The following is a 12,395-nucleotide window of genomic DNA, read 5'->3' on the forward strand; positions in this document are numbered from 1 at the left end:
TCCTCATGACACAGCCCGCGGCGCTTCTTCACATCGATCTCGACGACTATCTGCAAGGCGAGCTGGCCAGCGACATCCGCCACGAGTATGTCGCCGGTCAGGTCTTCGCCATGGCGGGAGCCGGCGAGGTGCATAATCGGATCAGCCTGAACATTGCGTTTCACCTGCGCGCAGCCACCCGCGGCACGCCCTGCGGCGTCTTCATCAGCGACATGAAGGTGCGGGTGGCGGCACACGAGGCGTTCTATTACCCGGACGTGCTCTGGACCTGTGATCCGCACGACCGGGAGTCGCTCTACAAGACCTCTCCCTGTCTGATCGCCGAGGTGCTCTCGCCCTCGACCGAGATCATTGACCGGCGTGAAAAGCTCATCGCCTACCGGACACTTCCGTCCCTGCGCGACTATCTGCTGGTGGCGCAGGACAGCCGTCGCGTGGAACGGTTTCGGCGCACTGAGGCGGGAGATTGGCGCCACGAGATCATCGAGGAGGGTGACCTGACCTTCACCTGCGGGAGCCTCGAGGTGCGACTGTCCGTGGCCGACCTGTACGAAGACGTCGTGCTCGGGGGTTGAAGGCGCCGCTCGGCATCGATTGCCGAGGCAAGGAACCGGCTCACCCGCGCAGCACAGGACCGCGGCTTCGAGTGGTCCGCAGGAAATACTTGTTGGACACCAACGTGGTCTCCGAGGGACAGACCACGGTTTCTCGAGGCTGTAAAGGGCACAAAACACAGTTTCCCAAGTCAATCAGAGACAACCGTGGTCCGTCCCCGGTTTCCCCGGCGTGGGCATCACCGACGACAGCGACACCGGTATTTACATGGGCGCAGGCTTTCCGTAGCCACCCCTGTGCAGCGGCTGCTGCGTACTGCAATGCCGATTGAGTTGCGTTTCCGCGAAATGAAAACTGCAGTTTGAAGTTCCGCGCAGCCCCGTCTAGGATTAGCGATGTACCCCGAGGGAAGTCTTCATGTCAGTCGTCCAACCCGAAGAGGTTTACCTGTGAAAAGGATCCAGACCGTGTCATCCATCAGGACGAGCTCTGAAATCAAGGGTTTCAGATCACTGGTCCACTCCGTCGGTGCACCGCTCAGGGCCTTGGATCAAGGCCGGATCCAACTGGGCTACGCCAGACGCATCGCCGCTCGCGACCGGCGGAACTGGCTCGACGCCAAAGTCTGCTGATTCGCGTACCCCGGGCGGTTGGTGAGGCTCCTGCATTGCGCGTGCGCTGCTCGGAGCAAATCAAACCGGGGAACGACAAGCCTCCGTCGGCCGTGCGTTCGGCCTGATTCACGAAGGCATGGGCAGTCGGGATGTGCATTGCCTGAAATCGCCTTGGGATGAAATGCGTTGCCCGGGCGTCAGTCGGCTGGCCGTCCGAAGCGGTACTGGATCCGGGTCGGTCCGCCTTTGACCTCGCGTATGACCCAGGCGGCGTGGAGGTTGCCGGCGTCGTCCAGGGCGATCGACGGATGGCCCTGCTCCTCGGGGCCGGAGGCTCCGGGAAGCGGCAGGTCTTCACTCCATGCGCCGTCGGCATACCAGCTCAGGAGGATGTCGCCCTGTCCTTCGCGCTCGTCGGTCCAGGCGACGACGAGCGTACCGTCGGGGTGGCCGGCGGCGCTGACGTGCCATTGCGCGGACAGCTCGCCGAAGTCGTCCTGCACTCGCTCGTTCGGGCCGAATCCGTCCGGTCCGAGGTGTCCGGCATAGACGTCGTAGCCGTGACGGAAGTTGCGCTTATCCTCCCAGGCGGCGAGCAGGCGATCGGCACCATAGGGTGCGATCGCGACACGCGCGACGCCGTGACCTGCGCCGAAGGGCATGTCGGGACCGGGCGGGTCCTCGCTGATCCGCGCCGGCGGATCGAAACTGCAGGGCTGACCGGGTGCGCTTGCCGTGGCCATGATGATGGTGTGACCGGGGCGACGATCCTCCCAGGCGACGACGAGTCGTTCGCCGACCTGCGCGGCGGTCGGGAAGAGTTGGTCGGCGATCGGGGCCGCGGCGTCCGCCGGGCAGCGCGTTTTGACCGCCAAGCTGAGCGCGCCGTCGCGGCCGAGCGTCGCCGTCATGATCCGCGCGACGCCGGTCTGCCGATCCGCCCAGACCGCGACGAGATCCCCGGCGGAGCCGTCCAGGCTGACTTGAGCACCTTTCGGGCTGAGCTCCGCGGGCGGCCCGAGCCCCTCCGGGGTTGCGAGCCGCACGAGGATCCGTCCGTCCTCCTCCCAGGCGACCGCGAAGCGTCGATCGGGCAGGGCGGCGACGGCGGGCTCGAAGGCCTCGCCTTCGCCGCTGATCCGGATCGCGGGGGCAAAGACGCCGGCATTCGGATCCTTCAGTGCCAGGTAGGCGCGCGGGGTCCCCGCGTGCTCGTCGTCCCAGACGACCGCGACCGTCCCGTCCGAGACGGCAAGGCTGCGTCGTCCGGCGGACGACATCTGATGGAAGACGCCCGCCGAGGTCCCGGCCACCTCGATCGACGGCTCATCGAAGGTCCAAGGCTGCGCCGCGACCGCCCCCGAGGCCGTCGCCAAAGCCAGACCGGCAGCGAGCGCCCAAGGGAAGGAGGCGTGGACCGGACGCCCGCCGCAAGCCACCACAGAACGGCTCACGAGGCACCCGCGGCGGCGAGTGCCTCTTGGATTTTGGTGTCGGCTTCGAGTAGATCCTCGATCCGCTGTACGCCGACCAGACGCAGGACTGTCTCACCGTCCGGCGTCATGAATGAAAAGACGGGCGTGACGAAGGCGTCGTAACGGGTCCCGAGCTCGCGCTCGGTGATGCGCTCGCCGCTGGGCAGGCGCAGGCGCTCTCCGCTCTCGGCATCGACATAGGCGAGTGCGTAATGCGCGGAGTAACGCTCGTGCACCTGCGCGTCGGAGAATGCCTCCTTGTTGGTCTTCTCGCAGTAGCCGCAGCCGTAGCGGCCGAAGTAGACGAACAGCGGTTTGCCCTCGTCGCGCGCCTGTTGCATGGCCCGGTCGAAGGGCTTGAAGGCGTAGCCGTCCGGCGCCTCGGCGTGGGCTGCGGCAGCGGCTATCAGGAGAAGGCCGAGGAGGGCCGATCGAGCGAATCGGGTCATGGGTTCAAGCTCCCGCGAGTGGATGAAAGAGGGTGCGTACGGCACCTTAGCAAAAGCCGGTGCGGACCGGCACCCGGGGCTTGGTCGCACCTCCAGCGAGTGTGGCTCCTGGCGCAGAGCGCCGCGGGGCATGCGTGACACCGCCGAGCGGTGTCACGAGCGACGGACCGTAACCAGGATTGGACGTCTGAGCGGTGAGGATGGGTTTCGCTGTGCTCTACCCATCCTACGGGTTTCGGTTGTTCTCGAATCTTTCCCGGGGAGTCGAGATGTTCCGGCGGTCAACGTCGCCAAAAGGCCGGCGAGAGGATCACCAGGATGGTCAGGATCTCCAACCGCCCGAGAAGCATGGCGACGACGCCGAGCAGCTTGCCGAGGTCGCTGACCGATTGGAAGGTGAGGGCGACCTCGCCGAGCCCCGGGCCGAGATTGTTCAGGCAGGTGGCGACGGCACTGAAGGCATCCAGCGGGGCGAGCCCGGCGTGGATCATCAAGAGGGTTAAGGTCGCGACGGCGAAGCTGTAGAGCGCGAAGAAGCCCCAGACCGAGCGCGCAAGGCGGGGGTCGACGATGCGTCGGCCCAAGCGCAGCGGCAGGATGGCGTGCGGATGGATGAGCTGGCGCACCTCCTGCGCGCCTTGCTTGACCATCAGCAGGACCCGCAGCACCTTCATGCCGCCGGCGGTCGAGCCGCCGCACCCGCCGACGAAGCTGATGTAGATGAGCAGGAGCGGGAGGAAATCCGGCCAGTGGGCGAAGTCGACGATCCCGAAGCCGGTGCTGGTGACGATGGAGACCACCTCGAAGGAGGCATCCCGCAGGCTGGCATGCACCTGATCGTAAGGACCCTCCAGGTAGAGGACCAGACCGACCAGCGCGACCATGGCGAGCACGAAGCCGAGGAAGGTCCTGGCCTCGGTGTCGCGCAGATACTGCATCGGATTGCGGTCGAGCCAGACCAGGTAATGGACACCGAAGTTGATTGCGGCCAGGAGCATGAAGACGACGGCCACCGCCTCGATGGCAGGGCTTGCGAAATGGCCCATGCTGGCGTCGTGGGTCGAGAAGCCGCCGGTCGATACCGTCGACAGACTGTGGGAGACGGCATCGAAGGGTGTCATCCCCGCCAGCCAGTAACCGGCGGCGCAGGCGAGGGTGAGCGCGAAGTAGATCAGCCAGAGCGCACGGGCGGTTTGGGTCAGGCGCGGGGTCAGCTTCTCTTCTTTGAGCGGCCCCGGCGCCTCGGCCCGGTAGAGCTGCATCCCGCCGATGCCCAGCATGGGCATGACCGCGACCCCGAGCACGATGAGTCCCATCCCGCCGAACCACTGCAGCTGTTGGCGGTAGAAGAGCAGCGAGCGCGGCATGCTGTCCAGACCGTCGATCACGGTCGCACCCGTCGTGGTGATCCCGGAGGTGGATTCGAACAGGGCATCGACCGGCGAGAGACCGAAGCCGTTCATCAGCGGCCAAGCACCCAGGAGACTCAGCAGCACCCAGAAGAGGGTCACGACCAGATAACCGTCGCCCACGCTCAACTCGCGCGCGCGACGCCGACCGATCAGCCAGAGGAAGGCGCCGCCCGCGAGCGAGCCGACCATCGGCCAGAGGAAGTGGACGACCTCTGCCTCCCGATACCAGACACCCACGAGGATCGGGCCGGTCAAGGTGATGCCGAAGATCAGCGCATAGATGCCGACGATCCGACCGACCAGGACCAGGTTCATGGGCGTTGGTTCACGGGCGCTCCCGAGCGCCTGCTCGGGCTCCGGCAAGCCTCCGCGCAGCGCGCCGCCCGGAGTGCGCCGCAGGAGCCGCCGGGCGAGCAGACTCAGCGGACGACACCGAGCACCTCCAGATAGCGCTCGGCGCTGCGTTGCTGCGTGTATTCGCAGACGGCGGAGCGCAGCGACTCGGGGGGCAGTGGGTGCTCCAGGGTGTGCTGCATGGCAGCGGCGAGCGCCTCGACATCACCGACCGGCACCAGCGGCCCGTAGCGCCCGCCGTCCAGGAGCTCGAACGGACCGCTCGGGCAATCGGTCGAGACGACCGGGATACCCAGCGCCATGGCCTCGGTCAACACGTTCGGCGAGCCCTCCCAGGCGGAGGACAGCACGAACAGACGGGCACGCGCGAGATAGGCATAGGGATTGTCTTGAAAGCCGAGCAGCGCGACGCGGTCGTTTAGACCGAGCTCCACGATCAACGCCTCCAGCTTGGATCGGCCGCCGCCCTCGCCGAGAATCGCGAGTCTGCAATCGATGTCCCGCGGCAGCCGCGCGAAGGCATGAATCAGCGTCGGGAAGTCCTTTTGACGCTGCAGGCGCCCTGCACCGAGGATGACCGGCGGCTCGCCCGGTGCGAGCCATGAATGCGGACAGGGCTCGGCGGCCAAGCGGTTCAGCTCCGGCGTGATGACCGGATTGCGGATCACGCTGATCTGCTCGCGCGGCAGGCGGGCGATCCGGGCGGTATCTTGCGCGACGCCCTCGGAAACGGCGACGATGTGATCGATCCGCGGGTAGAGCAGACGGATCGGGGTATAGCGCAACCACCGCTCGACTCCGGTCCTTTCGGCCATCGCCGCGGACAGGTGGGTGCCCAGACGCATCACCAGGCGGGTGTCCGTCCCGGCCAGCGCCCGCGCCAGCACCGCCGCCCTGCCGGCGCGATCCTTGGCCGCCAAGAGGGCGGCGGGGCGACGGCGCCGAAGATAGCGGGCGAGCGCCGGGGCGGCGAGCGCACTGTGGCGGGTACCCAGCTCAATCCGGTTGACCTCGGGCGGGAGTCGGGCGAGATGCGGACCGGAGGCGCGCATCAGGACCAGATCGACGGGCTGCCCCAGGTCAAGGACACCGCGGATGAGGTTGACGAGCATGTGCTCGACTCCGCCGGCACCCGAGAAGGATGCAAAGACGGCGATGGGGGGCTTGGTGCTCGGCATGAAGGTCTCTCGCGGAGGATCGGGTGTTATAGTTTCGTGTCTGCATGAGATTTGAACCCAACGAGGACAGAATCATGGCGGTGAAGAAGATCCTGATGCTGGTCGGCGATTATGTCGAGGACTACGAGGCGATGGTACCGCTTCAGATCCTGCAGATGGTGGGCCACAACGTCCGGACGGTCTGCCCGGACAAGAAGCCCGGGGACTGGGTGCGCACCGCGATCCACGACTTCGAAGGCGACCAGACCTACAGCGAGAAGCCGGGGCACCGCTTCGCGATCACGGCCGACTTCGACACGGTCGATCCCGCCAAATACGACGCCTTGGTCATCCCGGGCGGCCGCTCACCCGAGTATCTCCGATTGAATCCGCGCGTCATCGAGCTGGTCCGGCATTTCGCGGCCGGCGACAAGCCGATCGCCTCGGTCTGTCACGGTCAGCAGATCCTCGCCGCCGCCGGGATTCTCGAAGGCAAACGCTGCACGGCTTATCCGGCCGTGCGCCCCGAAGTGGAGCGCGCGGGCGGCACCTGGTGCGAGGTCAACGAGACCGTCTCCAATGCCTACACCGACGGCAATCTGGTGACCGCCCCGGCGTGGCCGGCGCATCCGGAGTGGATGCGCAAGTTCCTCGATCTGCTGGGCACCCGCATCGAAACCTGATGAAACAGCGGGTCTTTGTCTACGGGACCCTGCTGCGCGGAGAGGTCAATCACCATCTGCTCGCGCAGGCGGAGTATCTCGGGTCGCATCGCACGGCGGCGTGCTTCTCGTTGTATCTGCTCCGCGCCTATCCGGGCGCGGTGCGTGGCGGCGCAACCGCGATCCGGGGCGAGGTTTACGCCGTGGATCATGCCGGCCTGCGCCGGCTCGATCGTCTCGAAGACTATCCCGCACTCTACGACCGCCGACTGCTGGCGACGCCGTTCGGCCGGGCCTGGATCTATCTGTTTCGCGGCTCCGTGCGTGATCGCCCGCTGATCCCGGGTGGCGATTGGCGGACCTTCGTGGCGGATCCCGACTCCATCCGCGCCGCCGGCGTGCGCCGCGTGCGGGATCCCAAGACCCGCGCCTCGCGGCTCGGCGATGCGAGCCGTCAGACGGTTGCGCAGCCGATCGAGTCGGAGCCGGTCCGCTCATCCGCTTGATCCGAGCCGTAGGAACGGTTCAAAAGTAAGTCAAACAACTCGACGAGAGAATACCTTTCCCACGCGTAGTGACGATTCAGAAAAAAGGTGAACGCCTTGATGAACGCGTAGGATGGGTAGAGCGTCAGCGAAACCCATCCTCCAAACCGCCGCGTTGCCGGGTTTCGGGCTGATGCGCTTGGGGCGGGCTGGATGGGTTTCGCTGTGCTCTACCCATCCTACGTGTCTCGGTTGTTTTTGAATCGTTCCTTATCGTTGTCGTAATCGTAATCGTAATCGTAATCGTAATCGACAACGACAACGACTGGATTCGGTGCTCGATTTATTTCCGACATGTTGGAGCAACCCCGATGTCCGAAGAAGGCCGTTTCAAGATCCATCTCGAGCAGCAGGAAGGTTTTCAGATCAATGTCGCCTTCGATTGGAAGCACGCCGCGGACCTGCTCATGGACGAGCCGCCTCCGTTGGGCGAGCAAAAGGGACCGAACGCCTCGCGTCTGCTTGCCGCCGCTGCGGCCAACTGTCTGAGCGCGAGTCTGCTCTATTGCGTCTTCAAGGAGGAGCCGCCGGACAATTGCCTGCGTGCCGAGGCGGTCTGCGTCATGGTCCGCAACGAGAAGAAGCGGCTGCGCGTCGGCCGGATGGAGATCACCTTGATCCTCGGGGAGGCCGTGACCGCATCCCCGCGCTTCGCGCGTTGCAAGGGTCTCTTCGAGGACTTCTGCGTGGTCTCGGCCAGCATTCGCCAGGGGATTCCCATGCGCGTGACGCTTCGGGACGAAGCGGGCAATGTCCTCCACGAGACGGAATGAGGTGCCGTTGGATGCGACGAGCAACCGCTCCGGTCTCGCGCCGTCGGTGTGGATCGCCGATCCGAACGGGTGCCCCGAGCCCGACGAGATCGACGCCGCACTGAGCTCTGTGGGCTTGACCGACCCGAGACCCGTTCTGGTCTTGGTCGGGGGTGCCGCGAATCTGTCCGAGGCGGTGGCGCCCGCGCTGCTGACACTCTTCGAGCGGATCGCGCCGCAACTCGACGCGCTCGGCGCGGCCGTCATCGACGGGGGCACCGCCTTCGGTGTCATGGCGCTGATGGGGCGGGCGCGCCGCAGCACCGGGGCGCGCTTCCCGCTGATCGGGATCGCGCCGCAAGGCGCCGTGGCGATCGACACGGCCAAGCCCGAGCAGTCTGTCGACAAGGAGGGCAAGGCGCGGCTCGATCCCGAACACACCCACTTCATGCTGGTGCCGGGCGACGGCTGGGGCGACGAGTCGCCCTGGATCAGCGCCGTGGCCGATCGCCTTGCCCGCGGGCGCGGGACGCTGATGCTGGTCGCGGCCGGCGGGGAGATTACCCGTCTGGATGTGATGCACCGACTGCGGACCGGCGGTCGCGTTCTGGTGCTCGCCGGCAGCGGCGGCATTGCCGATCGGCTTGCCGACCGGCGTCGCGACGGCGGGAGCCTTCCCGATGTCGATGTCGGAGAGGCCGAGCGCGACCTGATCGAGGTGTCGGGTTTGGCGGACGCGCACGAGACACTGCCTGCGCTCGTCGAGCAGGCCCTCGCACGCTGAGGATGCGAGACGGGATGCCCTTTGCCTTCGGCCCGCTTCCCATCCTGGTCTGCGGCCCCGGGCCGCTTGCGGATCTGGTCGTCGAGGGTCTGCGCCTGGAGGGCCGCAAGGCCCTGCGGATCGATGCACAGCGCTTGGAGATACTCGATCCGAGACGGATTCGAACCCTCATCCTGGCCGATCCTCCGGACGCGCCCGCGCTGGTCGAAGCCATCGCTGCCCGTGCCGAGCCGCGCGGCCGGCGGAGGCGAGCCACCCAACGCCTGATCCTCATGCACGGACAGGATCCGCCACCGCCGCTTCCCGTGCCGGACCCGAACGGATCCCTGCGACTGGAGACCTTCGCGATCCGCAATCGCGCCGCACGTGCCCTGCTGAACCGTTGGCCGCTGCACCTCGGCATGGACCCGCGCTTCGGCCAACGGCCTCATCTGCTCATCGCCGGCTTTGCCGATCCGGCTCAGGCGATCCTGGTGCATGCCCTGCGCCTGATCCAGTACGGGACCGGCCGGCCGCGCATCAGTATTGTTTGCGCGGACGGCGATGCGGTCGGTGCCGCGTTCCTGGGCGCCTATCCGCAGGCACCCGAGGTCGCGGACATTCGATTCGGCCCGATCGAGGACACCCCGAGCATGCTGCGCGAGACATGCTCGCAGGAGACACACGCGTCCAGCGCACCGCCGACCGATGCCGTGCCCGTCACGCTTGCCGTCGTCTGTCTCCCGGACCCGGCGGGAGAGGGTGTCGAGACCGTTCGGCAGCTCGCGCGCGAGCTTGCAGACATTCAGGGTGTTTCACCCCCGATCCTGTTCGAGATCGGTCTGCCGCAGGTGGTCGGGACTGCAGCGGCCCGGGGCGGGATCGAGGATTGGGACGGCCAGATCATCCCGGTCTCCTATCTGCGCGAGGTCTGCCGGGCCTCCGTGCTGCTCGACGGACGCGGCGACGAGGTTGCCCGGACCATCCACGATCACTATCGCGACAGCATCGCCGCACAAGGCCGCGATCCGGGGCTGGAGCCTGCCGGTCAGCCCTGGGAGCTGCTGGCGACATCCTATCGCCAGGCCAACCGCCATCAGGCCGATCACGTCTGGGCCAAGCTCGCCGTGACCGACGCCAGGGCGGTGCCGGAGGAGATGGTCGAGTCCTTCGTACTGACGCCCTTGGAGGTCGAGCGGCTCGCCGTCATCGAGCACGAGCGCTGGGCCGCGGATCGTCATCTCGACGGCTGGAGCTACGCCCCCGTGCGGAACAATCAGCTCAAGCACCACCCCCAGCTGATCCCCTACGCCGATCTTTCCGAGCCGATGAAGGATCTGGATCGCTTTGCGGTGCGCGGTCTGCCGACCCTGCTCGCACGCCAGGGGCTCGGGATCCTGCGCTTGCTGATCGTCGGAATCCCGCAGCCCGCTGCAGGCTGTCCGGGCGGCATGCGGTTGCGGCGGCTCGCCGACCAGGCCCTCGACCGACTGGTTGCCCGTTACCCGGATCGTGCCCTCGTGCTCGCCTCGACCCTGACCGATCGGCGCTCGCGCGAGCTGGTGCGCGAAGCCATGGATCGCGAGCAGGGCGTAGGGCTCTTTCTGCTGCTTCCGCGCCCCTTGGGGCACGTCCTTGCCGAGCTGCCCGATCCCCACGACCGACGTGGTTTCTTGACGCTCGCGGCGCGGGCCGAACGGCGGATCAGCCTCAACGGCGATGCCGACTTGGCGACCTGGCTTTCCGGGCGCGTCGACATCAGTCTGATCCTGGGTGATCGGGTCCCCGAGGGCGTGGTCGACAAGCGGGTGCGACTGGATCCGGGTGGTTCGGGTCTCGACTGGAATTTCGAGTATTGATGGATCGATGGCCTCGAGGCGCGTCCACAGGGTTGCACCGGAATTGAGCGTCGATCTCTCCGCCCAGTGCTTGAATGCGCGGTTGGAGGTGATGATCGTGGCGCCCTGCTCGTAGCGCTGGCTGATGATCTGAAACGATAGGCCAGCTGTTCGGCCAACGGCGCTTGCGGCCGGGGTGGTGGACGCGGCGCTCTTCATGCGTCCTCCTGCGTCTCGCGTGCAGTGCCTTCTGCTCCTCGGCGGTAAGACTGGCTCACACCCGCTCGACGCTCAGTTCCGCTCGACTGGCGGCTGTCGGCGGCGGTGTCGTGGTGCGGTCCGGCTGCGGGGTGTAACCTGACGGTAGATCGACGACGGCTTCACGAGGATAACCCAATGCACATCGCTCTTTTCGGCGCGACCGGGGGAACCGGACGCCAGGTTTTGGAACAGGCCCTTGCGCAGGGATATGTCGTCTCGGCACTGGTGCGCGACCCCTCGAAGCTCGCGGAGCAGACAGGACTGACCTTGGTCCCGGGGGATGTCCTGGATCAGGCTGCGACAACCCGCTGCATCCAAGGTGCCGACGCCGTGATCTGCGTGCTGGGCTCGCACGGGAGCCGAGAACCGATCGAGGCGATCGGCACCCGGACCATTCTCGACGGCATGCACGACACCGGCGTGCGCCGTCTCGTTGCGGTGACCTCGCTGGGTGTCGGAGACAGTCGCGAGCAGATCAGCTGGGCGTTCCGCGTCATCATGGATCTGACGCTAAAACCCATCATGATGGCCAAGGAAGAGCAGGAAGGGCTCATCAAGGCGAGCGGGCTCGACTGGACCATCGTGCGCCCCGGCGGATTGACCGATGGTCCCCGCACCGGCGCCTACCGTTTCGGCCGCGACCGTTCGATCAAAGGCGGGCGCATCAGCCGCGCCGACGTGGCGGATTTCGTGTTGCGGCAGTTGACCGATCCGGCCTTCATTCACCAGACCCCCGCGGTGAGCTGACCGCAGGAGCATACGATGTCCGAAAAACCCGTCGCCGTCGTGACCGGCGCCAATCGCGGCCTGGGATTTGAAACCAGCCGTCGACTGGCGGCCCTCGGCTATACCCTGATCCTCACCGCCCGGCGTGAGCAAGAGGGCCGCGCCGCCGCGCAGGCCCTGGCAGCGGCGGGTCGGGATGTCCGCTTTCAACCGCTGGACGTGATCGATGAATCATCCGTTCAGGCCCTTGCCGAGACGGTTCGCGGCATCGGCCGGCTGGACGTCTTGGTCAACAACGCAGGAATCGTCCCCGACCCCAAGCCCGGAACAGAGGAGTCCAGCGTCTTTGCGGCAGACCTGGAGACGGTGCGCCGCGGCATGGAGACCAACGCCCTGGCGCCGCTGCGGCTCTGCCAGCTGTTGATCCCTTTGATGAATGGCCGAGGTCGCGTGGTCAATGTCTCCTCCGGCATGGGTCAGCTCGACGAGATGAACGGTTGCTGCCCGGGCTACCGGCTCTCCAAGGTCTCGCTCAATGCACTCACCCGGATCTTCGCCGACGAGTTGCGCGACACGGGTGTGAAGGTCAACGCGGTCTGTCCGGGCTGGGTCCGCACGAATTTGGGCGGCGAAAGGGCACCACTGTCGGTCGAGGAAGGGGCGGAGGGCATTGTCTGGGCTGCGACGCTCCCGGATGACGGGCCGAGCGGCGGCTTTTTCCGACATGGAGAGCCGATTCCCTGGTAGCCCGGGTTCGGCGACCCGGGCGGTCGGCCAGGGCACCCGCAGCGGCGAGTCGCGGTAGAACCCGATCCGCCGTCTCGGCCTGCCG

The 12,395-nt window shown here is 66.6% G+C and carries 12 protein-coding genes; 8 read left to right on the forward strand and 4 right to left on the reverse strand.

Translation table 11 applies throughout. The features are described 5' to 3' along the window. The first annotated feature begins 5 nt into the window (after positions 1 to 5). The gene (locus KFB96_RS21760; protein ID WP_213456850.1) at positions 6 to 575 is read left to right on the forward strand and encodes a Uma2 family endonuclease; all 570 of its coding nucleotides are present in this window, start codon (positions 6 to 8) and stop codon (positions 573 to 575) included. A 791-nt stretch (positions 576 to 1,366) separates the two neighbouring features. Here the strand turns inward: KFB96_RS21760 and KFB96_RS21765 are convergent. From KFB96_RS21765 to KFB96_RS21780, 4 genes are all read right to left on the reverse strand, one after another. Next, entirely contained in the window at positions 1,367 to 2,623 is a 1,257-nt protein-coding gene (locus KFB96_RS21765; RefSeq protein ID WP_213456848.1) for a hypothetical protein, read from the reverse strand. Continuing rightward, positions 2,620 to 3,093, reverse strand: coding sequence for a thioredoxin fold domain-containing protein (locus KFB96_RS21770; RefSeq protein WP_213456847.1), 474 nt, complete (start codon positions 3,091 to 3,093; stop codon positions 2,620 to 2,622). The genes KFB96_RS21765 and KFB96_RS21770 overlap by 4 nt, the downstream gene beginning before the upstream one ends. A gap of 281 nt (positions 3,094 to 3,374) precedes the next feature. Further along, positions 3,375 to 4,820, reverse strand: coding sequence for a TrkH family potassium uptake protein (locus tag KFB96_RS21775; protein ID WP_213457065.1), 1,446 nt, complete (start codon positions 4,818 to 4,820; stop codon positions 3,375 to 3,377). A gap of 104 nt (positions 4,821 to 4,924) precedes the next feature. Further along, complete coding sequence (locus KFB96_RS21780) at positions 4,925 to 6,037, reverse strand: glycosyltransferase (protein ID WP_213456845.1); 1,113 nt, start codon at positions 6,035 to 6,037, stop codon at positions 4,925 to 4,927. A 74-nt stretch (positions 6,038 to 6,111) separates the two neighbouring features. Between KFB96_RS21780 and KFB96_RS21785 the strand changes: the two genes are divergently transcribed. The 7 genes from KFB96_RS21785 to KFB96_RS21815 all read left to right on the forward strand — a co-directional run bounded on the left by KFB96_RS21785 (position 6,112) and on the right by KFB96_RS21815 (position 12,310). Continuing rightward, entirely contained in the window at positions 6,112 to 6,699 is a 588-nt protein-coding gene (locus tag KFB96_RS21785; protein ID WP_300970713.1) for a DJ-1/PfpI family protein, read from the forward strand. Beyond that, positions 6,699 to 7,184 (forward strand): gamma-glutamylcyclotransferase, encoded by a 486-nt coding sequence (locus tag KFB96_RS21790; protein WP_213456843.1) that lies wholly within the window; start codon positions 6,699 to 6,701, stop codon positions 7,182 to 7,184. The genes KFB96_RS21785 and KFB96_RS21790 overlap by 1 nt, the downstream gene beginning before the upstream one ends. A 350-nt stretch (positions 7,185 to 7,534) precedes the next feature. Further along, complete coding sequence (locus KFB96_RS21795) at positions 7,535 to 7,996, forward strand: OsmC family protein (RefSeq protein WP_213456841.1); 462 nt, start codon at positions 7,535 to 7,537, stop codon at positions 7,994 to 7,996. Continuing rightward, the gene (locus KFB96_RS21800) at positions 7,974 to 8,759 is read left to right on the forward strand and encodes a hypothetical protein (RefSeq protein WP_213456839.1); all 786 of its coding nucleotides are present in this window, start codon (positions 7,974 to 7,976) and stop codon (positions 8,757 to 8,759) included. Before KFB96_RS21795 ends, KFB96_RS21800 begins: the two co-directional genes overlap by 23 nt. A 14-nt stretch (positions 8,760 to 8,773) precedes the next feature. Beyond that, positions 8,774 to 10,597: a RyR domain-containing protein gene (locus KFB96_RS21805; RefSeq protein ID WP_213456837.1), complete on the forward strand. Its 1,824-nt coding sequence runs from the start codon at positions 8,774 to 8,776 to the stop codon at positions 10,595 to 10,597. Positions 10,598 to 10,972: 375 nt separating this feature from the next. Continuing rightward, positions 10,973 to 11,584, forward strand: coding sequence for an NAD(P)-dependent oxidoreductase (locus tag KFB96_RS21810; RefSeq protein WP_213456835.1), 612 nt, complete (start codon positions 10,973 to 10,975; stop codon positions 11,582 to 11,584). 15 nt (positions 11,585 to 11,599) lie between these two features. Then, the gene (locus KFB96_RS21815; RefSeq protein WP_213456833.1) at positions 11,600 to 12,310 is read left to right on the forward strand and encodes an SDR family NAD(P)-dependent oxidoreductase; all 711 of its coding nucleotides are present in this window, start codon (positions 11,600 to 11,602) and stop codon (positions 12,308 to 12,310) included. The last annotated feature ends 85 nt before the right edge of the window (positions 12,311 to 12,395 follow it).

The sequence above is a fragment of the Thiocapsa sp. genome (genome assembly GCF_018399035.1).
In the GTDB taxonomy this organism is placed as follows: Bacteria; Pseudomonadota; Gammaproteobacteria; order Chromatiales; family Chromatiaceae; genus Thiocapsa.

Excerpts from the sequence above, each read along its gene's own strand:
- KFB96_RS21760 (WP_213456850.1), top strand. The coding sequence starts at position 6 with ATGACACAGCCCGCGGCGCTTCTTCACATCGATCTCGACGACTATCTG.
- KFB96_RS21770 (WP_213456847.1), bottom strand. The coding sequence starts at position 3,093 with ATGACCCGATTCGCTCGATCGGCCCTCCTCGGCCTTCTCCTGATAGCC.
- KFB96_RS21775 (WP_213457065.1), bottom strand. The coding sequence starts at position 4,820 with ATGAACCTGGTCCTGGTCGGTCGGATCGTCGGCATCTATGCGCTGATC.
- KFB96_RS21780 (WP_213456845.1), bottom strand. The coding sequence starts at position 6,037 with ATGCCGAGCACCAAGCCCCCCATCGCCGTCTTTGCATCCTTCTCGGGT.
- KFB96_RS21785 (WP_300970713.1), top strand. The coding sequence starts at position 6,112 with ATGGCGGTGAAGAAGATCCTGATGCTGGTCGGCGATTATGTCGAGGAC.
- KFB96_RS21790 (WP_213456843.1), top strand. The coding sequence starts at position 6,699 with ATGAAACAGCGGGTCTTTGTCTACGGGACCCTGCTGCGCGGAGAGGTC.
- KFB96_RS21795 (WP_213456841.1), top strand. The coding sequence starts at position 7,535 with ATGTCCGAAGAAGGCCGTTTCAAGATCCATCTCGAGCAGCAGGAAGGT.
- KFB96_RS21800 (WP_213456839.1), top strand. The coding sequence starts at position 7,974 with ATGTCCTCCACGAGACGGAATGAGGTGCCGTTGGATGCGACGAGCAAC.
- KFB96_RS21805 (WP_213456837.1), top strand. The coding sequence starts at position 8,774 with ATGCCCTTTGCCTTCGGCCCGCTTCCCATCCTGGTCTGCGGCCCCGGG.
- KFB96_RS21810 (WP_213456835.1), top strand. The coding sequence starts at position 10,973 with ATGCACATCGCTCTTTTCGGCGCGACCGGGGGAACCGGACGCCAGGTT.
- KFB96_RS21815 (WP_213456833.1), top strand. The coding sequence starts at position 11,600 with ATGTCCGAAAAACCCGTCGCCGTCGTGACCGGCGCCAATCGCGGCCTG.